This window comes from Janthinobacterium violaceinigrum (assembly GCF_009208555.1).
Classification (GTDB): domain Bacteria; phylum Pseudomonadota; class Gammaproteobacteria; order Burkholderiales; family Burkholderiaceae_D; genus Janthinobacterium; species Janthinobacterium violaceinigrum.
On sequence record NZ_WFLI01000013.1, the window covers coordinates 103,738 to 126,889 of the forward strand.

Sequence of the window (23,152 nt, forward strand, 5' to 3'; positions counted from 1 at the left end):
ATAATTAAATATCAAAAATGTAAACTTATTTGACAACATTGTTGTTTGTGAGCTATCTCAAGTCGCTGCGTTGCCGCGCAGCCGTGCGCAATAAGTCCTTTTGCCCATGCTAAGATTTCGCAATAGACAAGATTTCCAGGCCTGGATGTCTTTGCAGAGCGCCGCAGCACATCCCGGCTCGCCCCATCCCTGCTACGCCCCTGCGCGGCATCCAGGCCCCCACTGTTTTCTAACGGAGCCCACGCGATGACCATTTCCGACAGCACCACCACCTTCCACAATAAAAAGGTCGTCGAGTACGACCCGGACCTGCCGTTCGACGCGTCACCCGACATCGTCTATCGCCTGTCGCTCGAGTATGACGACGCGCGCAAGATGGACGAACTGATCGCCAGCTTCCTCGGCAAGGCCGACAAGAACGCGCTGGCCGCGCTGATCATCGGCATGTGGGGCGACCCGTACGAATCGGGCGCCGACGACGTGATGGCCGCGCTGATCGCCCATGCCGCCGAACTGCCCAACTTGCGCGCCCTGTTCATCGGCGACATGACGTACGAGGAATGCGAAATCTCGTGGATCGTGCAAGGCAGCTACAAGCCCCTGCTGGACGCCTTCCCGCTGCTGGAGGAATTGCGCATCCGCGGCGGCAATGAACTCGTCATCGAGCCGTTCGCGCACCAGCACCTGCGCCGCTTCACCATCGAAGCGGGCGGCCTCGATCAAAAGATCGCCGAGGCGCTGGCGCAATCGAGCATGCCGCAGCTGGAACACCTGGAACTGTGGCTGGGCACGGACGACTATGGCTTTTCCGGCGACGTGGACCTGTACCGCAAGGTGCTGGCGCAGCTGACCGTGCCGACCCTGCGCTACCTGGGCTTGCGCGATGCGGAAATCGCCGACGACCTGGCCGTGTGGCTGGCGGAAGAACCGCTGGTGGCGCAGCTCGACACGCTGGACCTGTCGCTGGGCACCATCGGCGACCTGGGCGCCGTGGCCGTGCTCAATCACACGCAGCTGGGCAATCTGAAACGCCTGGACCTGTCGCACCACTACATTTCCGAGGAAAACCAGGCAAAACTGAAGGCGCTGCCTTTCGAGGTGGTGCTGGACGACCCGCAGGAAGAGGACGAAGACGACGGCGAAAGCTACCGCTACGTGGCCGTGGGCGAATAAGCGGAGTCTCTCCCTTGGCTGCACCTCTCACCCTGCTTGCCACCGCCGGCAGCAAGCGCGTGCGCCTGATGCAGGCGGCGCGCGCGCACCTGCGCCTGCCGCCCGCGCAGGTGCTGGAATGGCGCGACTGGCTGGCGCAGCCGGCGCTGCTGGACGAGGCATTGCGCCAGCCCGGCCTGTTGAAGATCGAACCACCGGGCGACGATCGCGCCGCCCACCTGCTGTTGCTGGATGCGGGCTGCCGCCTGCAGGGGCGCGCCCCCGTGCATGCGCCCGAACACGGCGAACTGCTGGCCATGGATGCGTGGTTTGCCGGTTTTGCCGCCGCCATGGCCTCCCTGGCGGCGCAACTGGCCGACCTGCCGCAGGCGCGCGTCGTCAATGCGCCAGGCGAAATCAGCCTCATGACGGACAAGCTGGCGTGCCAGCGCCACCTGGCCGCGCACGGCGTACCCATCCCCGCGCTGCTGGGGCCAGTCGAGAGCCACGAGCACCTGCAGTCGCTGCTGCGCGAACATGATCTCGACCGCGTGTATCTGAAACCGCGCTATGGCTCGTCCGCGTCCGGCGTCGTCGCCTACCGCAGGAACAAGGCCGGGCGCCAGCAAGCCACCACCTCGGCCACCATGTCGCGGACGGACGGCCAGACACGGTTGTTCAACGTGAAGCGCATGGCGCGCTACGAGGCAGCGGCCGACATCGCGGCCCTCGTCGATGCGCTGGCCGCGCAACAGCTGTACGCGGAAGCGTGGCTGAACAAGCCGCGCTGCGGCGACAGCCATTACGACCTGCGCGTCATCACCGTGGCGGGCCAGCCCGCGCACCGGGTGGCGCGCATCGGCGACAGGATGATGACCAATCTGCACCTCGACAACCGGCGCGGCGACGCGGCCGGCCTCTTGAACGACGCCGACGTGGCGGCGCTGGAAGCGGCCAGCGCCCTGGCCGCGCGCGCCTTCCCCGCCAGCCACGTGACGGGCTACGACCTCGTGGTGCGCCACGGCCAGGCCCGCGTGCTGGAAGCGAACGCCTTCGGCGACCTGCTGCCCGGCCTGCTCTGGCAGGGCAACGACACCTATACGGCGCAACTGGCCCATTTCACCCGACATGCCTGACGAAATCCCCAAAATCCCCAATATGCACGCCGTCGTGGGCAGCCACGACATCGTCTTCATCACGCTCGACACCCTGCGCTACGACGTGGCGCAGGCGCTGTACGCCGCGGGCGAACTGCCCGTGCTGGGGCGTTTTTTACCACCGGGCGGCTGGGAACGGCGCCATTCGCCCGCCACGTTTACCTACGCGGCGCACCAGGCCTTCTTTGCGGGATTCCTGCCCACGCCGGCCGCGCCGGGCCGCCATCCGCGCCTGTTCGCTTCCGCCTTCGCGGGCAGCGAAACGACGTCGCCAAGCACGTTCGCGTTCGGGGAAGCGGACCTTCCCGCCGCGCTGGCCGCACGCGGCTACCGCACCATCTGCATCGGCGGCGTGGGTTTTTTTAACAAGCAGACCGCGCTGGGCTCCGTGCTGCCGTCGCTATTCCAGGAAAGCCACTGGAGCGCGGGCATGGGCGTGGCCAGCCGCCACTCGACGCAAAAGCAGGTGGCGCTGGCCATAGCCCGCCTGGCGGACGGCGAACAGCGCACTTTTTTGTTCATCAACGTGGCCGCCCTGCACACGCCGAACCGCGCCTACCTGCCCGGCTGCCGCGCCGACAATCTGGACAGCCATGCAGCGGCCCTGCGCTATGTCGACGGGGCGCTGGCGCCCCTGTTTGCCGCCTGCGCCAAGCGCGCGCCCACGTTTGCCATCGTCTGCTCGGACCACGGCAGCGCGTATGGCGAAGACGGTTACCGGGGCCACCGCGTGGCGCACGACAGCGTGTGGAACGTGCCCTACGCGCATTTTTTCATTGAATCTTCACACCAGCATTCCAAGGGAGCCGCACCGTGAATCCATCCGAACAGCCGGGCACCCTGGCGCAGCGCATGCGCCACACGCCCTACCAGGCGTATTCCTACTCGTATCCGCACAAGGCCGCCTACCGTACGCTGAAGCAGGCCACGCCGCTGGCGCCCATCTGGGCGCAGCAGGACCGCTCCGCCCTGTTCGCGTACATCCACATCCCGTTTTGCGAGATGCGCTGCGGCTTTTGCAACCTGTTCGCCATGGCGCGCCCCGGTGCCGACATGGTCGAGCGCTATGTGCGGCAAGTGCTGGTGCAGATGCGCGCCCTGGCCGGCGCGCTGGGCGAGCGGAGCTTTGCCCGCTTCGCGCTCGGCGGCGGCACGCCCACCTACCTGTCGCCCGCGCAGCTCGACACCCTGCTGTGCGGCGCGCGCGACATCCTCGGCATCGACCTGCAAACCACGCCGGCCGGCATCGAGGCGTCGCCCGAAACCATCACGCCCGAGCGCCTGGCCGTCTGCCGCGCGCACGGCATCGACCGCGTCAGCCTGGGCATCCAGAGCTTTGCGGCCGGCGAGATGCGGGCGCTGGCCCGCCCCCAGCAAAACGCCACCGTCCATCACGCCATCGGCCTGATACGCGCGGCCGGCTTTCCCACCTTGAACCTGGACCTGATCTACGGCATCGCGGGCCAGACGGTGGCCAGCCTGCTGGCGTCCATCGACAGCGCGCTGGCCTTCCGCCCCGAGGAAATCTATCTGTATCCGCTGTACGTGCGCGAGCAGACGGGTCTCGGCAAGATCGCGCGCCGCCAGGGCGCCGATACGCTCAATCCCATCATGCTGGCGCAGGACGGCGACAGCCGGCTGGCCCTGTACGCGGCCGCGCGCGACCATTTGCGCGCGCAAGGCTACGAACAGGTCTCGATGCGCATGTTCCGCGCACCGCACGCGCCGGAACAAAACGGACCCTCGTACTGCTGCCAGAACGACGGCATGGTGGGCCTGGGCGCGGGCGCCCGCTCCTACACGGCCACTCTCCATTATTCGAGCGAGTACGCGGTGGCGCGGGCAGAGACCATCGGCATCATCGACAACTACCTGGCGCTGGACGAAGAACGCTTTGCGCAGGCCGAACATGGCTATGTGCTCGACGAGGTGGAACAGCGCCGGCGCTACGTGATCCAGTCGCTGCTGACGGAACCGGGCCTGGACCGCGACGCCTACACGGCCCGTTTCGGCACGCACTGCGAAGCGGACCTGCCGCAGCTGGCAGAACTGCACGCACTGGAACTGGTGGAGCAGGACGGTCCGCTGCTGCGCCTCAATGACCGGGGCTACAGCTACGCCGACACCATCGGCCCGTGGCTGGCTTCCGAGACGGTGCGCACGCTGATGGCACAGGAGGGCCAGGCGTGCTGACCACGCAGCCAGGCACCTTGTCCCTGCTGTACCGGGGCACGCTATCGAGCTGCAACTACGCGTGCGGCTACTGCCCGTTTGCCAAGAAGCGCGACAGCCGCGCCGCGCTGGCCCGCGACGCGCGCGAAGTGGCGCGCTTTACCGGCTGGGTGGCGGCGCAGGAACTGGACATCGGCGTGCTGTTCACGCCCTGGGGCGAAGCGCTGGTGCGGCGCCACTACCGCGCGGCCATGCAGGCGCTGGCCGCACTGCCGCACGTACGCCAGGTGGCGCTGCAGACGAATCTGTCCGGCCCATTGAGCTGGCTGGATGGCATGGATGGACTGGAAAAGATCGGCCTGTGGTGCACCTACCATCCGGACCAGACGACACCGGCCCGCTTTGTCGAACGCTGCGCGCGCCTGGACGCCATGGGCGTGCGCTATTCCGTCGGCGTCGTGGCGATGAACGAACACCTGGACGCCATCCGCGCCCTGCGCGCGGCCCTGCCCGCCCACGTCTACCTGTGGCTAAACGCCTACGACCGGCGCGGTCCCGGCTACTACGCGGCGGAAGACCTGGCCTGGCTCGACGCCGTCGACCCGTGGTTCGCGCAGAACCGCCGCCCGTCTCCCTCGCGCGGTAAACCGTGCCTGGCGGGCGAAGGATCGCTGTCCGTCGATGGCGACGGCGAACTGGCCCGCTGCCATTTCGTGCCCGAGCGGCTGGGGAATCTGTATGTGGATGAGCTGGCGGACATGCTGCAGGAAAAGTCCTGCCCCCGCTTCAAGTGCGATTGCTACATCGGCTATGCGCAGCGCAAGGATTTGCCGTTCCAGACGGTGTTTGGGGAAGGGCTGCTGGCGAGAATAGCCCCAGATGCAAGGGCCGGGGTCGGACCCTCAGGGTCCGACCCCAGTCTTTGCCTGGGGGGTTAAATACGGCTTACTGCGCCGCTACCTTGGCCGCTTCCGCAGGCACCGCTGGCGTCATCTTCAACGAACGGCTGAGGAAGCCCCAGCGGTCTGCCACTTCTTCGATCTGCTTGGTCGTCGGCTTGCCGGCGCCATGGCCCGCCTTGCTGTCGATGCGGATCAGCACGGGTGCGGCACCGCCTTGCGCTGCCTGGGCGGCGGCGGCGAACTTGAAGCTGTGGGCAGGCACGACGCGGTCGTCATGGTCCGCCGTCGTGATCATGGTGGCCGGATAGCAGCCGCCCGCCTTCAGGTTGTGCAGCGGCGAGTATTTCACCAGCGCCTTGAACTGTTCGGCATCGTCCGACGAGCCGTAGTCAGGCACCCAGCCCCAGCCCACGGTGAACTTGTGGAAGCGCAACATGTCAAGTACGCCCACCTGCGGGATCGCCGCAGCGAACAGGTCGGGACGCTGCGTCATGGCCGCGCCCACCAGCAGGCCGCCATTGCTGCCGCCGCCGATCGCCAGCTTCGATGGCGAGGTGACCTTGTTGTCCACCAGCCATTGCGCTGCGCCGATAAAGTCGTCGAACACGTTTTGCTTGTTCAGTTTGGTACCAGCCTGGTGCCAGGCTTCGCCGTACTCGCCGCCGCCGCGCAGGTTGGCCATCACGTAGACGCCGCCCATTTCCACCCAGGCAAGATTCGCCACGGAGAAGCTAGGCGTCAGCGAAATATTGAAGCCGCCATAGCCGTACAGATAGGTCGGGTTCGTGCCGTCCAGCTTCATGCCTTTTTTCGAGACGATGAACATCGGCACCTTGGTGCCGTCGCGGCTGGTGAAGAATTGCTGGCGCGTTTCAAAGGCGTTCGGGTCGAAATCGACCTTCGGCTGGCGGTACACGCTGCTCTTGCCCGACTTCATGTCGTAGCGGTAGATGGTCGCTGGCGTCGTAAAGCTGGTGAACGAATAGAACGTTTCCGTATCGCCGCGCTTGCCCGCAAAGCCGCCCGCCGAACCGATGCCCGGCAAGGCCACTTCACGCACCAGTTTGCCGTTCAGGCCGACGATCTTGATTTGCGTTTGCGCATCTTTCAAGTAATCGAGCACCAGCTGGTTGTTGATCAGGTTGACGGCAACGAGGGTTTCCGCCGCTTGCGGCACGATTTCCTTCCAGTCGGAGGGCAGCGGCTTGCGCGTATCGATGGCGATCACGCGCGATTTCGGCGCCTGGTTGTCCGTCTTGAAGAAGAACACGGGGCCGTCATTGTCGATGAACGAGTACGACGCATCGAACGCTTCCAGCAAGCCCACGACCTTGGCATTCTTCTGGCGCAAGTCCTTGTAGAAGACGCGGTTCTTGCGTTCCGTGCCTTGCGTGGCCGTGATGATCAGATAATTGCCGTCGTCGCTGACGGTGCTGCCGCCAAACGCCCATTCCTTCTGGTCGGGACGGTCGAAGACGAGCACGTCGTCGCTTTGCGGCGTACCGATCTTGTGGAAGTACAATTTCTGGAAGTAATTGATATCGGCCAGCTTGGTTGCTTCGTTCGGCGCGTCATAGCGGCTGTAGAAGAAACCGGTGTTGTCCTTGGTCCACGAGGCGCCCGAGAACTTGGCCCACTTGATGTGGTCCGTCAAATCCTTGCCCGACTCGATGTCGCGCACCTTCCACTCGTTCCAGTCGGAACCGGAAGCGGACGTGGCATACGCCAGGTACTTGCCGTTCGGGCTGATCGAGGTGCCGGCCAGCGCCACCGTGCCATCGGTGGACAGGGTGTTCGGGTCCAGCAGCAGGCGCGGCTCGTCCGTCAGTTTTTTCACCGTGTACAGCACGGCCTGGTTCTGCAAGCCGTCGTTGCGGCTGTAGAAGTAGCGGCCGCCCTGCTTCGTTGGCGTAGTGAAACGCTCATAGTTCCACAGCTTGGTCAGGCGCTGCTTGATCGCGGCGCGCTCGGGGATGGTGCCCAGGTACGATTGCGTCAGCTTGTTTTGCGCCGCCACCCATTCGCCCGTTTCCGCGCTGTTGGCATCTTCCAGCCAGCGGTACGGGTCGGCGATGGTGGTGCCGAAATAGCTGTCTTGCTGGTCGACTTTTTTGCTGACCGGATACGTCACGGAGGCGCCATCGCCGGCCGGGCAGGATTGTGCCATGGCATTGCCACCGAAAGCGGCCAGCAAGCTGAATATGAGGGTTGCACTACGTAATTGCATGGGTTGTTTGTCTCATTGTTGGATGTCGAGGAAAGCAGGCCGCGCGCACATGCCGCGGCTGCCCATATTGACTTTCGCCAAGAGAAATCATAGCGCGGATTGCCACTTTTAAAGCACAGTTATCTGATGGATTTGCCGTCTTTTGTTTGGGCAATTCACAGGAATCGCCGTGATAAATCGTGTTTTTGGCAAGAATCGGCAAACTGGCGGACAGGCAAGAAACATTGTCAAAATCAAATACGTTTCATCAAGCCGTCATAATTCTTCCTTACTATGGGCAACATGTTCATGGCCCGTCCAGAGGCCGTGCCGCCACGTCCGCCTATGCACACTCTCGCCCTCCCTTCCGCCACTGCCGCGCCGGCCAGCGCGCCGCCATCGAATGTGGCTTACCTGAAGCCGCCATCGGCCACCATGACCATCGAAGGGACGGATGCCTTGCACGAGATCCTGGCGGGCCGCAAGCTCAGTGCGCTGTTCCAGCCCATCATCCACATGCACAGCGGCGACATCATCGGCTACGAAGGCTTGATACGGGGCCCGTCCGACAGCCCCCTGCATGCGCCGATGAATCTGTTCAAGGTGGCGCGCGCGCACGACCTGACCCTGGAAGTGGAACACCTGTGCCGGCAAGTGGTGCTCGAACGCTTTGCCGAACTGCAGCTGCCAGGCAAGCTGTTCCTCAATGTCAGCCCGGAATGTTTATTACTGCGCAATGCCCGCCATGGCGAAACCCTGGAATACATCGAACACATCGGCATCAATCCGGACCGGGTCATCATCGAGCTGACGGAAAACCAGCCCACCTACGATTACGAGCTGATGCGCGAAGCAGTGCTGCATTACCGTAACATGGGTTTCCAAATCGCCATCGACGACCTGGGCGAAGGCTTTTCCAGCCTGCGCCTGTGGTCGGAACTGCGCCCCGAATACGTGAAAATCGACATGCATTTCATCCAGGGCATCAATAATGACCCCGTGAAACTGCAATTCGTGCGCTCGATCCAGGAAATCGCCGAGAAATCGGGCACCCTGGTGATCGCCGAAGGCATCGAGGCGCAGACGGAACTGCTGGTCTTGCGCGACCTGGGTGTGGCGTTCGGCCAGGGCTACCACCTGGGCCGGCCCAACGCCGTGCCGGCGCGCGCCTTGCCGGCCGAAGTGGTGCAGGCGCTGGGGCGCAACGGCGTGGCCGTGTATCCGCAGCGCAGCAATCTGGAAAAGAACGGCGCCAGCATCCGCAAGCTGCTGCACCGCGTGGCCGCCGTTTCGCCGCAGCTCAACAATAACGAGGTGTACGATATTTTTCTGAAGGAACCGAAGCTGATGATCATCCCCGTCGTCGACGACGGCGTGCCGCTGGGCCTGATCAGCCGCTTTGAGATGATCGACCACTTCGCCCGCCCGTATCAGCGCGAACTGTATGGCAAGAAATCATGCAGCCTGTTCATGGATGCCACGCCCCTGATCGCCGACCACGAGACGAGCTTGCAGGAACTCAGCTACACCATGGTGCAATCGAGCGCCCACCATCTGTTCAACGGCTTCATCATTACCGAACACGGCCGCTACCTGGGCATGGGCACGGGACACGACCTGATGCGCGAAATCACGCAGATGCAGATCAATGCGGCCCGCTACGCCAACCCGCTCACGCAACTGCCCGGCAACGTGCCCATCAACGAGCACATCGACCGCCTGCTGCACAGCGGCAGCCGTTTCTGGGTCTGCTATTGCGACCTCGACCACTTCAAGCCCTTCAACGATGTGTACGGCTACCGCAAGGGCGACGACGTGATCCAGCTGACGGGAGAAATCCTCAGCGGCCATTGCGACCCGAACCGCGACTTCATCGGCCACATCGGCGGCGACGATTTCATGATCCTGTTCCAGAGCGAAGACTGGGAAACGCGCTGCCAGGCCATGCTGGACGACTTTGCGGCCGCCATCCTCGCCTACTACAGCACGGGCGACTGCGAACGGGGCGGCTACATCAGCGAAGACCGGCAGGGCAAGAAAGTGTTTTATTCATTGATCAGCCTATCGTTGGGCGTGATCAAGGTGGAAGCGCACCAGTACTACACGCACCACCAGATTGCCACGCAGGCAGCGGAAGCAAAGAAGCAGGCGAAGAAAATCCACGGCAACAGCCTGTTCCTGGACCGGCGCCAGGGCACGGGCATGGCGCGCATGGATGCCTAGCCAGGGTCGATAGCAGGAAGCCGGACGGGGACAGGCGACGCGGGATCAAATACGCACGAGGTCGCCAAACGTATTGCTGCTGCGCGCATCGGGCACGAATGCCAGGCTGATGCGCGCGCCATCGCGGTGCGCCTGCACGCGGCAGCCGCCCACTGGCACGTCGACGAATATCCCGCCGTATGCCGTGTCCGGTTCCAGGCCCCCTCCCGTGACGTCTTCCCCCGCGCCGATGAAGACGCGACCAGAGGCGATAGCCAGATGCACGCTCACATGCGGTTCGGCAAGCTCATCGTGCACTACCAGGTCATACGCGCCGTCGCCGCCCACGTTGAAAAACGCCACCTGGCCGCCATTCACGGCCGCCAGTTCCGCGCTGGGAATACTCCACCAGTCGCAGTCGTCTTCCAGTTTGTGGCGCACCAGCGCAGGATCGAACACGCACAGGGTTGCCGTGCCGGTCACGATTCTCGTCATGCCGCCAGCGGCGCCGGTCCCAGCAGGGGCTGGCTATCCACATACTGCGCACTGGCTTGCGCCTGCCACGGGAAGTGCCCATCGCGCGACGGCCAGACGATCTGGTACACGGTAAAATCATCGCCCTGGTAATACCAGCGCGCATAGCCGACATAGTTGCGGTATTGCTCGACGGGCACGCGCACGAAGGCGCATTGGTGGCCCTGCAGCAAGACGTCCGTGGTGGTCGTGAAATCCGTGATGGCGCCGCTGCGCGCGGCATCGAGCGCCACGTCGAGTATCTGGTGGGCCATGGCGCGCGGCAAGCCCATGATGAGGAATTCAGGCTGGCCGAAACTGTGGCAAGCGCCTATCGTGAACGCATAGCCGGGACCTTCTTCATCGGCGCTGATATGGACGCCATGCCAGCCATGCGTGGCGATGTCGTCGATGACTTTTTGCTCGGATGCATCCTCACCTGCCTGCCTTACCATGTTCCACCTTTCACTCTACCAATAACCCGCGCCGCCTGCAGGCCTTGTACACGCGCACTACACGCGTTGTGCACGCGTAGTACACGCATGGCCTCGTTGCGGCGCGACATGCCTGCTGGCAATTATCGCATGCGGCGCCCGCCCATGCGCGCACGGCGCCACCGGTTCAGTCGCGCGGCGGCAGCGGCGGGGAACGCACCTGATGCCATTGGCGCATGCGCTGCTGCGCCTCCTCCAGCTGTGCCGGCTCCAGCCGGGCACCCGCCGCTTCCCTGGCCTTGGCCGCCCCGCTATCGCCGCCCTCGGCCGCCAGCGCCAGCCACATATAGCCGCAGACGGGATCCTTTTCCACGCCGCGCCCGCTGTTGTACATGCCGCCCAGGTTGTACTGCGCCAGCGCATGGCCCTGGCCGGCCGCGCGCGCATACCATTGCACGGCCAGGCCGTCGTCCTGCTGCACGCCATGGCCGTTCGCGTACATGACGCCCAGGTTGTTTTGCGCGCTGGCATCGCCCTGCTCGGCGGCCGTGCGGTACCAGCGCACGGCGCACACTTCGTCGCGCTCCACGCCATGGCCATTCGCATACATTACGCCCAGGTTGAACTGCGCATTCGACGCGCCCTGGGCGGCCGCCCTGGCATACCAGTCCAGCGCCTGGCGCAAGTCGCGGGCGACGCCCCGTCCGCCCGCAAACATGCCGCCCAGGTTGTATTGCGCCATGCAATGGCCCTGCAGGGCGGCGCGCCGGTACCAGGCGACGGCGCGCGCCTCGTCCTTGTCCACGCCCTGGCCACGCGCCAGCATCAGGCCCAGGTTGAACTGGGCGTCGGCGTCGTCCTGTTCGGCCGCACGCTGCAGCCAGGCGTAGGCGCGCAGCTGGTCGGGCGCCACGCCCAGGCCTTCCGCATAGGCCACGCCCAGTTGCCGCTGCGCCACGGCCAGGCCCTGGGCCGCAGCCTGGCGGAACCAGGCAAGCGCCTGCGCATCGCTCTGCACGACGCCCTGGCCCCGCTTGTAGACAAGCCCCAGGTTCAGCTGCGCCTGTGCATCGCCCTGCAAGGCTGCCTTGCGGAACCAGGCCAGGGCCAGCGCATCGTTCTTTTTCGCACCCAGCCCCTGGGCATACGCTTCGCCCAGCAAGGATTGCGCGCTGGCCACGCCCTGTTCCGATGCGCGGTAAAACCACGCCAGGGCCAGTTCGTCGCTCTGCAGCACGCCCCGCCCCTTGCGGTACATCTGCCCCAGGTTCTGCTGGGCCGAGGCATCGCCCTGCGCGGCGGCGCGGCGGAACCACAGCACGGCGTCCTCGTCGCTCTGCGCCACGCCCCGGCCATGGTAATACAGCGCGCCCAGGTGGTTCTGCGCGAACGCCAGCCCTTGCAGCGCAGCCAGGCGTAGCCAGACAAAGGCGCGCGCATCGTCCTGCGCCACGCCTTCGCCCTTCTTGTACATCAATCCCAGATTGAACTGGGCATAGGCATTGCCCTGCTCGGCAGCCGTGCGGAACCAGATATACGCCTGGTGGCTATCTCTGGCAGTATGGTGCTTGTCCATGTGCGCCCCCATCCACATTGCGCTTGCCGGCAGCACGCGCAAAACGGCGGCCCAGGGCGGCGAAATCGTGTGTTGCTTAAATTTTAAATTCGATGCGGGGGAAGGACTTGAGCAGGCTCAAATGGAATAACAAAATTATATCGTTTTGATGAGCCCGCTTTCATGCGCGGGGAGCATGGCGCGCCAGCATGGACGCGCGGCAAGAAATGGCGGGCGCCTAGCGGCGCGCCGGATGCTTTTGCAGGAATTGCGGCACCTTGGCGGCGGCCAGCTTGTTCAGCGACACGAGCAGGTCCGCGTCGACATCGGCGATGCCATAGCTGCTGCGCAGGTGGCGGCCGATATGGATCAGCACTTGCGCCGCCACTTCCGCATCGGACTCGGCCCTGTGGGCAGCGCTCTTGAAGGCGATGCCCAGCTGGCTGGACAGCAAGCCCAGCTTGTAGCTGGCCATGCCGGGAAACACGCGGCGCGACAATTTCAAGGAGCACACGAGCGACTGGTGCGCGGGTGTCAGGTTCAGCCTGGCGCTTTCCGCGCGCAGGAATTTCTCGTCGAAACTGGCATTGTGCGCCGACAAGGCATCGCTGCCGATGAAGTCCAGCAACTGCGGCACCACCTCGGCCACGGGCGGCGCCTTGTCCACCATGGCCTGCGTAATGCCCGTCAAGCCCGTGATGAACGAGGGGATGCGCGCATTGCAGTTGATCAGGGTCACATAGCGGTCCGTGATCTGCCCGCCCTCGATGCGCAGCGCCGCCACTTCCGTGATGCGGTCGCCCATGTCGGGAGATAAACCGGTCGTCTCGAAGTCGATCATGACGATCGGTTTGTCAAACACATGCATGAGGCGTTCTTTCGTGGGTGCAAAGATGGAGGGATGGACAAAATGCGTAAGGCAAGGCGCGGCAACGCCGCCCTGCACACATTCTATCAGCCGAACTTGCGTACGGCGTCCAGCGCCAGGCCCGCACCGATACTGCCGAACAGATCGCCTTCGACCTTGCGCGCGGCCGGCACCAGCGCGGCGATCTTTTCGCGCAGCAAGCGCACGCCGCTGGAACCGCCCGTGAAGAACACAGTGTCGACGGCTTCCGGCGCCACGCCCGCGTCGCGCAGCAGGCGCAGCACGGTTTCTTCCACGGAACCGCACAGGTGGCCGATGGCCTCATCGAACTGCGTGCGTTTGAGCAACAGGCTTTGCGCGGGCGACAAGCGGTCCAACTCCAGCTGCACTTCGGCCGCGTCGGACAGGGCAATCTTGCCTTCTTCCACTTTCATGGCCAGCCAGTGGCCGGCGCGCTCGTCGATCAGCTTTTGCAGGCGCCCCATCTTGTCCTGTTCGCGCGCATCGCGGCACACGTCGGCCAGCTGCACCCAGATCTTCTTCGTGTACGCCAGGTTGATCGTGTGCCAGGTCGCCAGGTTGAAATAATAGCTGGACGGCACTTCGCTATTGTTATGCAGGCGGCTGCCGTAGCCCAGCAAGGGCATGACGGAAGACAGGCTCAGGTATTTATCGAAGTCCGTGCCGCCGATGTGCACGCCGCCGGTGGCGAGGATATCGTCGCGCCGTTCCGTCTTTTTCGCCCGTTCGGGCGACAGGCGCACCAGCGAAAAGTCGGACGTGCCGCCGCCGATGTCGGCGATCAGCACCAGCTCTTCCTTGTCGATCTGCGACTCGTAGTCGAATGCGGCGGCGATCGGTTCGAACTGGAAGGCCACGTCCTTGAAGCCGACGAAACGGGCCACTTCGGCCAAGGTGTCCTGCGCCAGCTGGTCGGCCTGCGCATTGTCGTCGATAAAGAAGACGGGACGGCCAAACACGGCGGACGAGAATTCGCGGCCCGCGGATTGCTCGGCGCGGCGTTTCACTTCGCCAATGAATTGTGCCAGCAACATGCGGAACGGCAGCGCGCGGCCGCCCACTTCCGTCTGGCCATCGATGAGGCTCGTGCCCAGCAGGCTTTTCAGCGAGCGCATCAAACGCCCCTCGTAGCCGGCCAGATAGCCGGCCAGCGCCGCGCGGCCAAAACTGACTTCCTCGTCTTCCGCATTGAAGAAGACAACGGACGGTAAGGTCGTCTTGCCATCTTCCAGGCCGAGCATGGTGCTCTGCCCGGGACGTGCCCAGCCTACCGTGGAATTTGACGTGCCGAAATCGACGCCGCAAGCATTGGCCATGTCGACCCTTCCCTGAATAAAGGGGCGTTATGTTATCAGAAGGCAGGCCTTTGCACCAGAAAAACCATTCGCTACGGTCAACATCACAAGCTTGCTTTGCATCAAGTACCGCTGGCGCGCAAAAGCTACTCTTGGGAGTAACGCCGAGCACCTCGGCAAGCTCCCGGAGACCCAACGTGCCCCACGCTCCCCTGCGCCGCCCGCGCGCCCTGTCCGCCGCCTTGCTGGCGGCCCTCCTCGTCTCCCTGGCCGGCTGCGGCGGGGGTTCGGCAGATACCCAGGCCGGCGCCGGCTGCTCGCTGCACGGCACGACAGGCTGCGGCGGCAGCCCGCCGCCACCCGTCGTGCCGCCCGCGAAACCGCCCGTCACCCCGCCCGTCACCCCGCCCGTGACACCGCCCGTGACGCCGCCCGAACCGGCCAGCCTGGCCAGCGCCGTCAACCTGGTCTTTTCCAGCACGGAACTGCCTTCGGCGGGCCTGGCCGGAAGCGAAGTGGCCGTCACGGCCCTCGTCAAGGATGGCGCCAACCTGGCCTTGCCAAACGCAAAGATTTCCTTTGCAGCCGATTCCGGCATCCTCGGCAGCGTCGATGCCGTGACGGACAAGAACGGCCAGGCGCGCGCCCTGCTGGGCACGGGCGGCGCCAACGGCAACCGCAGCATCACCGTCACGGCCAGCGTGGGCACGCGCAGCGGCAAGGGCACGGTTGCCGTCACGGGCAGCACGGTGGAACTGCAGGGACCGGCGGCGCTGATGCTGGGCCAGGGCGCCGACCTTACCGTCACCGTGCGCGACTCGGCGCGCAAGCCCGTGGCCGGCGCCGCCATCGCCTACAGCACGGGCGCCGGCAACGGCGTGCGCGTCAGGGATGGCGGCGCGGCGCTCAGCAATGCGCAAGGCCAGCTGGTGCTGCGCCTGACGGCCGGCAGCCTGGGCAAGGACGCCGTGTCCGTCAGCACGCTGGGCGCCGCCGCCACGCAGGCGTATGCCGTGGCCGGCAGCGAGCTGCGCCTGACTCCGGCCGTGGGCCAGGACGCCGGCGGCGCGGACGTGCTGCCCGAGATCGCTACCCTGGCTTGCCAGGCCATCGATGTGCGCTACGACAAGGCGGGCGTGGCGCAGACGGGCAGCGCCAGCCTGTCCACTTCGCGCGGCAGCCTGTTTGCGGACAGTGCCTGCAGCCAGGCCTTGCCTTCCAGCTTGATTTTTAGCAATGGCAACTTGCCGCGCAGCTATGTGCAGTCGGCCAACGCGGGCGTGGCCACCATCACGGCGGCCGTGGCGGGCGGGCCCACGGCGCAGACGCGGCTGGAATTCGTCGCGCCCCTGAGCAGCGCCAGCAAGCTGGCCGTGCAAGCGGAACCGGCCGTGCTGCGCGCGAATACGGGCGCATCGGCCGAGAACGCCAGCATCATCAGCGCCGTCGTGCGCGATGGCCCCGCAAACAACCTGGTCAAGAACGCACCCGTGCTGTTCAGCATCTTGAGCGACCCCAGCGGTGGCTACCTGCGGGAGTCGGGCAGGGAAACGGGCCGGGTAGCGACGGGCAGCGACGGCCTGGCGCGCACCATGTACGTGGCGGGCCCGGCCGACAGCGGCCGCGACGGCGTGCTGATACAGGCCCGTATCGATGGCGCCCCGCAAGCGGCGGCCACGTCGCTCGTGCGCCTGACGGTGGCGCGGCAAGCGATGTCGATCAAGCTGGGCACGGGCAGCCTGCTGCGCGAGTATTCGGCCAGCGTGCTGCAGAAGGACTTCGCCGTCTTCGTTTCCGACAGCGCCGGCAATGCCGTGCCCGGCGTCGCCGTCACGGCTGCCGCCTGGCCCAGCCGCTATGCCAAGGGATATTACGTGTGGGAAGCGGACAAGCCCGAGTTCCCCGACACGGGCGTCTGGCGCCTGGCCCTGCCCCACTACAGCTGCGCCAACGAAGACGTCTTGCGCAACGGCATCTACGACGCCGCCTACGACCGCAACGGCAATGGCGTGCTCGACCCGGGCATTCCCCTGACCGTCAGCGCCAGCGGCCTGAGCGACGCGCTGGGCATGGCCACCGTCACCGTCAGCTATCCCCGCAATTATGCGACCTGGGTACACGTGGCCCTGACTGTCCGCGGCACGGTCAGCGGCACGGAAGCGAGCGCCACGGCGGAACTGCCCTTGCCCGCGCTGGCCAGCGATTTCAGCGCACGCCGCGTGGCCCCGCCGGGACGCACCAGCCCCTATGGCAGCGGCCCCTGCGACAGCGCCGATTGAGGAGCAAGCCTACCACTTGCCATTCAGTCCTATTTTGCAACATGAACAATAAGCGTGAATAAGCATGCAGTCTTGCCATGCAGCAATCTTTTACGCTATGCTCATTCTGCCCGCCCAGGCCGCCACAAGCGGCCGGGCCTGCAGGAATACTTTGAGACAGGTTGCTTGCCAGACCAATATGCGAAAAAAGAATACTGTAGCCCGGACACCCAGCACCGCCACCCGCGCCATCCCCGGCGCCGGACGGCGCGTGACCTCATATGACGTGGCCCTGCTGGCCGGCGTGTCGCAATCGGCCGTATCGCGCTGCTTCAAGCCGGGCGCCAGCATCTCGCCCGCCACCCATGCCAAGGTCATGCAGGCGGCCATCACCCTCGATTACATCCCCAACGCGGCCGCGCGCAGCCTGATCACGCGGCGCTCGAACCTGGTGGCCGTCATCATTTCCAACCTGGCCAATCTGTACTATCCGCAAGTGCTGTCCGACCTGAGCCAGCAAATCGCCCGCCTGGGCAAGCGCCTGCTGCTGTTTACCCTGGAGCGCGAAGCGGACATCGGCAAGGTCTTGAGCGATGTGTGGCAATACCAGGTCGATGGCGCCGTCGTGGCCGCCTGCCTGTCGGACGAGCAGATGGCCGAGTTCGGCCGGCGCGACGTGCCGCTGGTGCTGTTCAATCGCAGTCCCCGCGAACACGCCGTGCATGCCGTGCTGTGCGACCAGGCCGAAGCGGCGCGCCTGCTCGTGTCGCGCCTGGCCGAAGCGGGCCACCGCCAGTTTGCCATCATCGACGGCCCCGGCGACTCGGCCGTCGCGCAGGAACGCAAAACCGGCATGCTGGACCGCTTGCTGAGCCTGGGCTTGCCCGCGCCCATCGTTGTCAGCGGCAACTACGATTACGCCAGCGGCGGACGGGGCTTGCGCAAGGTCATCGACCGCCTAGGCCGCGTGCCGGACGCCGTCATTTGCGGCAACGACATCATGGCCATCGGCTGCCTGGACACGGCGCGCCACCAGATGGGCATCCAGGTGCCGCTGCAGATGTCCGTGGCCGGCTTCGATGCGCTGGAAGCGTCCGGCTGGCTCAGCTATGACATCACCACCCTGCGCCAGCCCGTGCAAAAGATGGCCACCGACGCCGTCGCCATGCTGGACGAACTGATGGAGCGGCGCGGCGGCATTGCCGAGCGCAGGCGCTATTGCTCGTATCTGGTGGAGGGCAGCACGGCGCGGCTGACCGGCGCACCTCCCCACTTCGGCATGATGGCTGCCGCCTGAACAACGCCTGCGGCGTTGTTGCCGGGGTTACTCTGGTCCTTCGCCGTACTCGCGTACTGCCTTCGGGGGGCGCGCGCCTGGCTCTGGGCATTTTTCAGGCGTTCCTTCCTCTCAGACAAAACACAAAAATCCCGCGCAACAAAAAAACCTCGCATCGCTGCGAGGTTTTCTGTTGCCGCATCGGCTGTATCAACCGAAGATTTTGCCCTTGAGCATATTCAAGCCCTGGCTGACGAGGTCATTGCCCTCTGGTACTTGACCGTTCGGCGTCAGCTTGTCGATCAGCTGGGGCAGCAAGGCTGCCAAGCCGCCCGAGGCCGCGTCCGGCGCGACGCCCGCTTTTTCCGCGATCTGGGTGATCGTGTCGGCGCCCAGCGCATCCTTGATCTGTTCGCCGGAGACGGGCGCATTGGCGCCGGTGCCGATCCAGCTGGCCACCTGGTCGCCCAGGCCGCTTTCCTGGAATTTCTGCAGCAGGCCAGGCAAGCCGCCATGCTGGTTGACCAGGTCCATCACACTGGCCATCAATCCCGACGGCGCTTCCCCATCCGCGCCCTTGTTGCCCAAAGCGCTCATCGCCTGTCCTGCAAGTTGATCTAGCAAACTCATCGTATTCTCCTGAACGCTATCGATTAGTGCCGCATGACTGCGGCGTGCGGCATGGCGCAGACCGTTCTCCGCCACGGAAATCATTATACTATGAATAATAACAATGCCATAATTGCAATCTCGAGACGAACGCACGGACAGGCTCACTGTAGAGCCGCCCACCTCCATCATATTTAGTTCGGCACAACATGCAAGCGTAAATTGACGGTTCGCAAAAACGTGTAGAATAAATTTTCCTACTTACTGAGGAGTATCAACACATGAACATCAATAAAGCGGTAGACAAGGCTTACGAAAAAAAGACGTTCAAGGAAATCGCTGATGCGCCCGTCGACGCCCTGCAAGGCGTGAGCGAGAAGGATGCGGAACTGCTCAAGCAGGCATTCAATATCAAGACCGTGCGCGACCTGGCGAATCTGAAATACTCGAAGTGGGCCCGCGCCATCGTCACCCTGGCCGATACGGAAGAATAGACCGGGCCATGCCCCTGGCAAGCCCGCCAGCACAGCCCGCCCCAGTAGGCGGGTTTTTTCATTCCAGGCAGCTAGCGGCTGGCAAGCCGCTAGTCACGCGGAGGCGCCATTGGCCACGCCGCTGACCCTGCCCGGCATCTGCTGGCCCCTGCACGCGAGCACGGGCCACCTTGCCGTCACCACGTCCCACATCACGGGCCACTTTCGGGTCGGCAGGGGCGTGGATGCCATCGTGCTGTGCGATCTGCTGCCAGCAGGAAAGTTTCGCAATGGCGCGGTGCGCCACTGGTGCCGCACGCACCAGTGCTACTGGGGCACGCAGGCCGACCTGGCCGACCAGCAGGCAGGACAGCCGATGCGCTGCCGCCTGCACGCCAGCCCCATGGGCTATCTGCTGTATCCGGAACTGTTCGACCCCATGCAGTTCCACGCCGCCACCTTGCGCCTGGGCACAGATGGCCTGCTGCAACTGCGCGCCCGGGCCGACGATGGCGGCGCCCTGTTCAGCCGCGATCTGCCGGCCCTGGCCATCGACTGCCGCGCCCTGCCCGGCCTGTTCCCGCCCGACGTCGTGCAGTTGAACGTCACGCCGCCCGCCGCGCAGGCCTTCGCCGCCGCGCTGCAGGCGGGTACGCCCCTAGGTTGCAGCGACTGCGCCCGCTGCGGCCACCCGCACCTGGACCTGGGCAGCTTCGCGCTGGCGCCGCACCGCCGCCACAGCTGCGGCCATTGCGGCCATGACGCCTCGCACAGTGCCACGGCCATTGTCTCGACGCCCCTGTGGCGCTTGCGCGACTTGCCCCAGCGCATCACGCAATGCTTCTGAAGGTGCGCCCGCCCACAGTCGGCCTTGCCCCTTGCGCGTAGACTGGGGCCATCGCCACCAACAGGAATCGCGCCATGCCGCACACCCCGCCACATGACGACAATAATCAGCCAGGCGAGGAAGGCGATTTGTCCGACCTGCTCAGCGAATTGCGCATCCTGCTGCCAGGCGCGCAGATGCTCACGCCCTTCCTCATCATCCTGCCCTTCAACGGCGGCTTTGCGAAGATCGTGCAGGCGGAAAAAATCGTCTTCCTGCTGACGTTTTTCCTGTCCATGACCAGCCTGGTGCTGCTCAGCGCGCCTGCCATCCAGCACCGCGTGATGCGCCCCCTGAAAGACCGCGAGCGTTTCAAGCGCGTGGCCGACCGCATCATGATGACGGGCGCCCTGTCGCTGGCGCTGGCATTCATCCTGGGCACCAATCTGGTGATGTCGGAAGTCTTCGGCCACGTCGCCGGCATCGTCGCCTGCGCGCTGATGGGCACGCTCATCGTCTGCATGTGGTGGTGGCTGCCCCTGTACCTGAAACACGGCAAGCGGATTTAAGCGGCCACGCCCGCCTGCTCCAGCAAGGTTGCGCGGAAAATCCCCACCAGCGGCCGCAAATTCACCTTGTGCCAGGCCAGCCACAAGGGCGTGCGGTAGCTAAACCACGGCAATTCGCGCACGACCACGCCGGCCGGCGCGTGCTGGCGCAGGCTGTGCTGGATCATCGCCATGCCGAGACCGGCCGCCACCAGGCCCAGCGCCGTCAGCGGCTCCGTGGCTTCCATGCGGATATCGGGCGTAAAACCGGCGCGCGCGCAGGCAGCGATGAAGTTATCGTGTTTCAGCACGCTTTCCTTGTGCAGCACGGCGATCCACTCCTGGCCCGCCAGGTCGGCCGGGGTCAGCTGGGCCTTGGCCGCCAGCGGATGCGTTTCCGGCAAGGCCAGCAGCATGGGGTCGCTCAGCACTTGCGCGCAATCGAGATCGGGGTCGTTCGGCAGCGGCGGTTCGCACAGCAGCGCGATGTCGAGGCTGCGCTGGCGCAAGCCTTCGATCTGCTCTGCCGAATGCAGGTTGTACAAGGCCACGTGCACCTGCGGCCGCGTGGCGCGCAAGGCGCGCAAGCCGTCCGGCAGCACGCCCGCATGCATGGCGTTTTCGATGTAGCCTATGCATAGCCCCCCTTCATCGCCGCGTCCCAGGCGCCTGGCCAGCGCTTCCAGGCGGTTGCCGTGGGTAATGAAGGCGCGCGCTTCGGCCAGGAAGGTATGGCCATCGCGCGTGAGGCGGATGCGCTGGGCGCTGCGCTCGAACAGGGTCAGGCCCAGCTTGTCTTCGAGCTGGGCGATTTGGCGGCTCAGCGGCGACTGGGAAATATGCAGGCGCTCGGCGGCCCGTCCCACATGTTCTTCCTCGGCGACGGCGATGAAGTATTGCAATTGGCGTATGTCCAGCATATCAGACCTTTCGGGACTCAAGTTGCGCCAATTATGTCTTGGACAGGCTTAACTTGTCCAGCTATTCTGTCTGCACTGACTCACTCATTGAAGGAAAACACCATGACGATCAAACACTTACTGACAGGCAAACTGGGTTTCGGCACGGCGCCGCTGGGCAATATGTTCCGCAACATTCCGGAAGCTGAAGCGCTGGCCACCGTCGACGCGGCCTGGGAATCGGGCATCCGCTACTTCGATACGGCCCCGTTCTACGGCGCCGGCCTGGCCGAGCTGCGCCTGGGCGCCGCCCTGAAACAGCGCCGCCGCGACGAATACGTGCTGAGCACCAAGGTGGGCCGTCTGATCCTCGACGAGCTGGAAGACCCCGCTGCCCGCGAACTGGGCGAAAAAGGGGGATTGTTCGAATTTGGTCGCAAGAACAAGATCGTCGATGACTACTCGGCGGACGCCACCCTGCGCTCGATCGAAGACAGCCTGAAACGCCTGGACACGGATCACCTCGACATCGTCTGGGTCCACGACATCGCCCAGGATTTCCACGGCGACAACTGGCTGGCGCAATTCGAGATTGCCCGCACGGGCGCCTTCCGCGTGCTGACCCGCTTGCGCGAAGAAGGCGTGATCAAGGCCTGGGGCGTGGGCGTGAACAAGGTGGAACCGCTGGAACTGACCCTGGACCTGGCCGAAGCCCAGCCCGACGCTTTCCTGCTGGCCGGCCGCTACACCCTGCTCGACCATGAGCGTGCGCTGCAACGGCTGATGCCGGCCGCAGCAGCCCAAAACGTCGACATCGTCGTGGGCGGCCCCTACAGCTCGGGCATCCTGGCCGGCGGCGCGCACTTCGAATACCAGAAAGCCTCGCCCGAGATCATTGCCAAAGTAGAACGCATCAAGGCCATCGCCGCGCGCCACGGCGTCAGCGTGAAAGCGGCCGCCCTGCAATTTTCGCTGGCCAATCCCGCCGTCGCCGCCGTGATCCCCGGCGCCAGCCGTCCGGAACGCCTGGCAGAAGACCAGCAGGCATTACACGCCGTCATCCCCGCCGCATTCTGGCAAGACATGCGCGCCGAGCAACTGGTGTCGCCGTTCGCCCCGCTGCCAACCGGCACCAACTGATAGAACTGATAGATAAGGAATACCTATGGCACACACCACCACCTCGATCGACATCGCCGCCACGCCGGCGCAAGTGTGGCAACTGATCGGCGGCTTCAATTCCCTGCCCGACTGGCTACCCTACATTCCAAGCAGCACTTTAAGCGAAGGGGGCCGCATCCGCCACCTGGCCAACCCGGCCGGCGAAGTCATCGTCGAGCAACTGGAAGCGTACGACAACACGGCGCGCAGCTACAGCTACTCCATCCTGCAAGCGCCGTTTCCCGCCACGGATTACCTGTCCACCCTGCAAGTGGAAGCACTCGCCGGCAGCGACGGCGCGCGGGTCACCTGGTCGGGCCGCTTCACGCCCATGGGCGTGAGCGAACGGGAAGTGACGGACTTATTCCACGGCATTTATGTGGCGGGCCTGGAAGCGCTGCAACAAACCTTAAGCAAGTAATAAGTACGTAATTAATAAGTACGTCATCAATCACTAAGCAGCAATTTCGCCACAGACAGATTTTCTTCATTGCCTCTGTGGCGGAATCCTCCGCTTTCCGTGTTATCGTTAACAACAAGAGCGAGCGATAGCGTGTGCAGTGCAGCATATTTTGGCCGGCCGCCGGCAGAACTTGCCCGAATCTTTTACAATATTGTCTGTGGG

General features: G+C 64.6%; 21 protein-coding genes. 13 read left to right on the forward strand and 8 right to left on the reverse strand.

Translation table 11 applies throughout. The features are described 5' to 3' along the window. Positions 1 to 246: 246 nt before the first annotated feature. From GCN75_RS13495 to GCN75_RS13515, 5 genes are read left to right on the forward strand one after another with little or no spacing between them, the layout of a single operon-like run. On the forward strand, positions 247 to 1,173 hold the full coding sequence (locus GCN75_RS13495; protein WP_152282975.1) for an STM4015 family protein: 927 nt from the start codon (positions 247 to 249) through the stop codon (positions 1,171 to 1,173). Positions 1,174 to 1,187: 14 nt separating this feature from the next. After that, the gene (locus GCN75_RS13500) at positions 1,188 to 2,288 is read left to right on the forward strand and encodes an STM4014 family protein (RefSeq protein WP_152282976.1); all 1,101 of its coding nucleotides are present in this window, start codon (positions 1,188 to 1,190) and stop codon (positions 2,286 to 2,288) included. After that, positions 2,281 to 3,126 carry an STM4013/SEN3800 family hydrolase gene (locus GCN75_RS13505; protein ID WP_152282977.1) on the forward strand — a complete coding sequence of 282 codons (846 nt, stop codon included), beginning with the start codon at positions 2,281 to 2,283 and terminating at the stop codon, positions 3,124 to 3,126. Before GCN75_RS13500 ends, GCN75_RS13505 begins: the two co-directional genes overlap by 8 nt. Then, entirely contained in the window at positions 3,123 to 4,502 is a 1,380-nt protein-coding gene (locus tag GCN75_RS13510) for an STM4012 family radical SAM protein (protein WP_226941370.1), read from the forward strand. Before GCN75_RS13505 ends, GCN75_RS13510 begins: the two co-directional genes overlap by 4 nt. Beyond that, entirely contained in the window at positions 4,496 to 5,419 is a 924-nt protein-coding gene (locus tag GCN75_RS13515; protein WP_152282978.1) for an STM4011 family radical SAM protein, read from the forward strand. Before GCN75_RS13510 ends, GCN75_RS13515 begins: the two co-directional genes overlap by 7 nt. A gap of 7 nt (positions 5,420 to 5,426) precedes the next feature. Here GCN75_RS13515 and GCN75_RS13520 read toward each other — a convergent pair whose 3' ends face one another. Next, a complete protein-coding gene (locus tag GCN75_RS13520) occupies positions 5,427 to 7,610 on the reverse strand; it encodes a prolyl oligopeptidase family serine peptidase (RefSeq protein ID WP_193317502.1) in 2,184 nt (727 codons plus the stop codon). Between the two features lie 414 nt (positions 7,611 to 8,024). On the opposite strand from GCN75_RS13520, the gene GCN75_RS13525 reads away from it, so the two are divergent. Further along, on the forward strand, positions 8,025 to 9,812 hold the full coding sequence (locus GCN75_RS13525) for a GGDEF domain-containing protein (RefSeq protein WP_152283007.1): 1,788 nt from the start codon (positions 8,025 to 8,027) through the stop codon (positions 9,810 to 9,812). Positions 9,813 to 9,857: 45 nt separating this feature from the next. Here GCN75_RS13525 and GCN75_RS13530 read toward each other — a convergent pair whose 3' ends face one another. From GCN75_RS13530 to GCN75_RS13550, 5 genes are all read right to left on the reverse strand, one after another. Beyond that, complete coding sequence (locus GCN75_RS13530) at positions 9,858 to 10,274, reverse strand: DUF6386 family protein (RefSeq protein WP_152282980.1); 417 nt, start codon at positions 10,272 to 10,274, stop codon at positions 9,858 to 9,860. A gap of 8 nt (positions 10,275 to 10,282) precedes the next feature. Then, a complete protein-coding gene (locus GCN75_RS13535) occupies positions 10,283 to 10,759 on the reverse strand; it encodes a DUF4262 domain-containing protein (RefSeq protein ID WP_152282981.1) in 477 nt (158 codons plus the stop codon). A 166-nt stretch (positions 10,760 to 10,925) separates the two neighbouring features. Further along, positions 10,926 to 12,314, reverse strand: coding sequence for a tetratricopeptide repeat protein (locus GCN75_RS13540; RefSeq protein WP_152282982.1), 1,389 nt, complete (start codon positions 12,312 to 12,314; stop codon positions 10,926 to 10,928). Between the two features lie 217 nt (positions 12,315 to 12,531). Continuing rightward, positions 12,532 to 13,161 (reverse strand): 3'-5' exonuclease, encoded by a 630-nt coding sequence (locus tag GCN75_RS13545; protein ID WP_193317503.1) that lies wholly within the window; start codon positions 13,159 to 13,161, stop codon positions 12,532 to 12,534. 86 nt (positions 13,162 to 13,247) lie between these two features. Continuing rightward, positions 13,248 to 14,498: an Hsp70 family protein gene (locus GCN75_RS13550; RefSeq protein ID WP_152282983.1), complete on the reverse strand. Its 1,251-nt coding sequence runs from the start codon at positions 14,496 to 14,498 to the stop codon at positions 13,248 to 13,250. Between the two features lie 176 nt (positions 14,499 to 14,674). Between GCN75_RS13550 and GCN75_RS13555 the strand changes: the two genes are divergently transcribed. Next, positions 14,675 to 16,756, forward strand: coding sequence for an Ig-like domain-containing protein (locus GCN75_RS13555; RefSeq protein WP_152282984.1), 2,082 nt, complete (start codon positions 14,675 to 14,677; stop codon positions 16,754 to 16,756). Between the two features lie 250 nt (positions 16,757 to 17,006). Continuing rightward, positions 17,007 to 18,032, forward strand: coding sequence for a LacI family DNA-binding transcriptional regulator (locus tag GCN75_RS13560; RefSeq protein ID WP_226941375.1), 1,026 nt, complete (start codon positions 17,007 to 17,009; stop codon positions 18,030 to 18,032). A 189-nt stretch (positions 18,033 to 18,221) separates the two neighbouring features. Here GCN75_RS13560 and GCN75_RS13565 read toward each other — a convergent pair whose 3' ends face one another. Next, on the reverse strand, positions 18,222 to 18,608 hold the full coding sequence (locus tag GCN75_RS13565; protein WP_374197296.1) for a YidB family protein: 387 nt from the start codon (positions 18,606 to 18,608) through the stop codon (positions 18,222 to 18,224). Between the two features lie 293 nt (positions 18,609 to 18,901). Between GCN75_RS13565 and GCN75_RS13570 the strand changes: the two genes are divergently transcribed. The 3 genes from GCN75_RS13570 to GCN75_RS13580 all read left to right on the forward strand — a co-directional run bounded on the left by GCN75_RS13570 (position 18,902) and on the right by GCN75_RS13580 (position 20,488). After that, positions 18,902 to 19,114 (forward strand): hypothetical protein, encoded by a 213-nt coding sequence (locus GCN75_RS13570; protein ID WP_034751103.1) that lies wholly within the window; start codon positions 18,902 to 18,904, stop codon positions 19,112 to 19,114. A 109-nt stretch (positions 19,115 to 19,223) separates the two neighbouring features. Beyond that, positions 19,224 to 19,940 (forward strand): hypothetical protein, encoded by a 717-nt coding sequence (locus GCN75_RS13575; protein ID WP_152282986.1) that lies wholly within the window; start codon positions 19,224 to 19,226, stop codon positions 19,938 to 19,940. Positions 19,941 to 20,014: 74 nt separating this feature from the next. Further along, entirely contained in the window at positions 20,015 to 20,488 is a 474-nt protein-coding gene (locus tag GCN75_RS13580) for a DUF6328 family protein (RefSeq protein WP_152282987.1), read from the forward strand. On the opposite strand, the gene GCN75_RS13585 is transcribed toward GCN75_RS13580, so the two are convergent. Beyond that, entirely contained in the window at positions 20,485 to 21,387 is a 903-nt protein-coding gene (locus GCN75_RS13585; RefSeq protein WP_152282988.1) for a LysR family transcriptional regulator, read from the reverse strand. The genes GCN75_RS13580 and GCN75_RS13585 overlap by 4 nt on opposite strands. Positions 21,388 to 21,489: 102 nt before the next feature. Here GCN75_RS13585 and GCN75_RS13590 point away from each other — a divergent pair, with 102 nt between their 5' ends. Further along, positions 21,490 to 22,506: an aldo/keto reductase gene (locus GCN75_RS13590; RefSeq protein ID WP_152282989.1), complete on the forward strand. Its 1,017-nt coding sequence runs from the start codon at positions 21,490 to 21,492 to the stop codon at positions 22,504 to 22,506. A 25-nt stretch (positions 22,507 to 22,531) separates the two neighbouring features. After that, positions 22,532 to 22,948 (forward strand): SRPBCC family protein, encoded by a 417-nt coding sequence (locus GCN75_RS13595; RefSeq protein WP_152282990.1) that lies wholly within the window; start codon positions 22,532 to 22,534, stop codon positions 22,946 to 22,948. The last annotated feature ends 204 nt before the right edge of the window (positions 22,949 to 23,152 follow it).

Bases quoted from the DNA above. Each gene is read 5' to 3' on its own strand.
- GCN75_RS13495 (WP_152282975.1), top strand. From the start codon at position 247: ATGACCATTTCCGACAGCACCACCACCTTCCACAATAAAAAGGTCGTC.
- GCN75_RS13505 (WP_152282977.1), top strand. From the start codon at position 2,281: ATGCCTGACGAAATCCCCAAAATCCCCAATATGCACGCCGTCGTGGGC.
- GCN75_RS13520 (WP_193317502.1), bottom strand. From the start codon at position 7,610: ATGCAATTACGTAGTGCAACCCTCATATTCAGCTTGCTGGCCGCTTTC.
- GCN75_RS13525 (WP_152283007.1), top strand. From the start codon at position 8,025: ATGACCATCGAAGGGACGGATGCCTTGCACGAGATCCTGGCGGGCCGC.
- GCN75_RS13535 (WP_152282981.1), bottom strand. From the start codon at position 10,759: ATGGTAAGGCAGGCAGGTGAGGATGCATCCGAGCAAAAAGTCATCGAC.
- GCN75_RS13540 (WP_152282982.1), bottom strand. From the start codon at position 12,314: ATGGACAAGCACCATACTGCCAGAGATAGCCACCAGGCGTATATCTGG.
- GCN75_RS13545 (WP_193317503.1), bottom strand. From the start codon at position 13,161: ATGCATGTGTTTGACAAACCGATCGTCATGATCGACTTCGAGACGACC.
- GCN75_RS13550 (WP_152282983.1), bottom strand. From the start codon at position 14,498: ATGGCCAATGCTTGCGGCGTCGATTTCGGCACGTCAAATTCCACGGTA.
- GCN75_RS13565 (WP_374197296.1), bottom strand. From the start codon at position 18,608: ATGAGCGCTTTGGGCAACAAGGGCGCGGATGGGGAAGCGCCGTCGGGA.
- GCN75_RS13570 (WP_034751103.1), top strand. From the start codon at position 18,902: ATGAACATCAATAAAGCGGTAGACAAGGCTTACGAAAAAAAGACGTTC.
- GCN75_RS13580 (WP_152282987.1), top strand. From the start codon at position 20,015: ATGCCGCACACCCCGCCACATGACGACAATAATCAGCCAGGCGAGGAA.
- GCN75_RS13585 (WP_152282988.1), bottom strand. From the start codon at position 21,387: ATGCTGGACATACGCCAATTGCAATACTTCATCGCCGTCGCCGAGGAA.
- GCN75_RS13590 (WP_152282989.1), top strand. From the start codon at position 21,490: ATGACGATCAAACACTTACTGACAGGCAAACTGGGTTTCGGCACGGCG.
- GCN75_RS13595 (WP_152282990.1), top strand. From the start codon at position 22,532: ATGGCACACACCACCACCTCGATCGACATCGCCGCCACGCCGGCGCAA.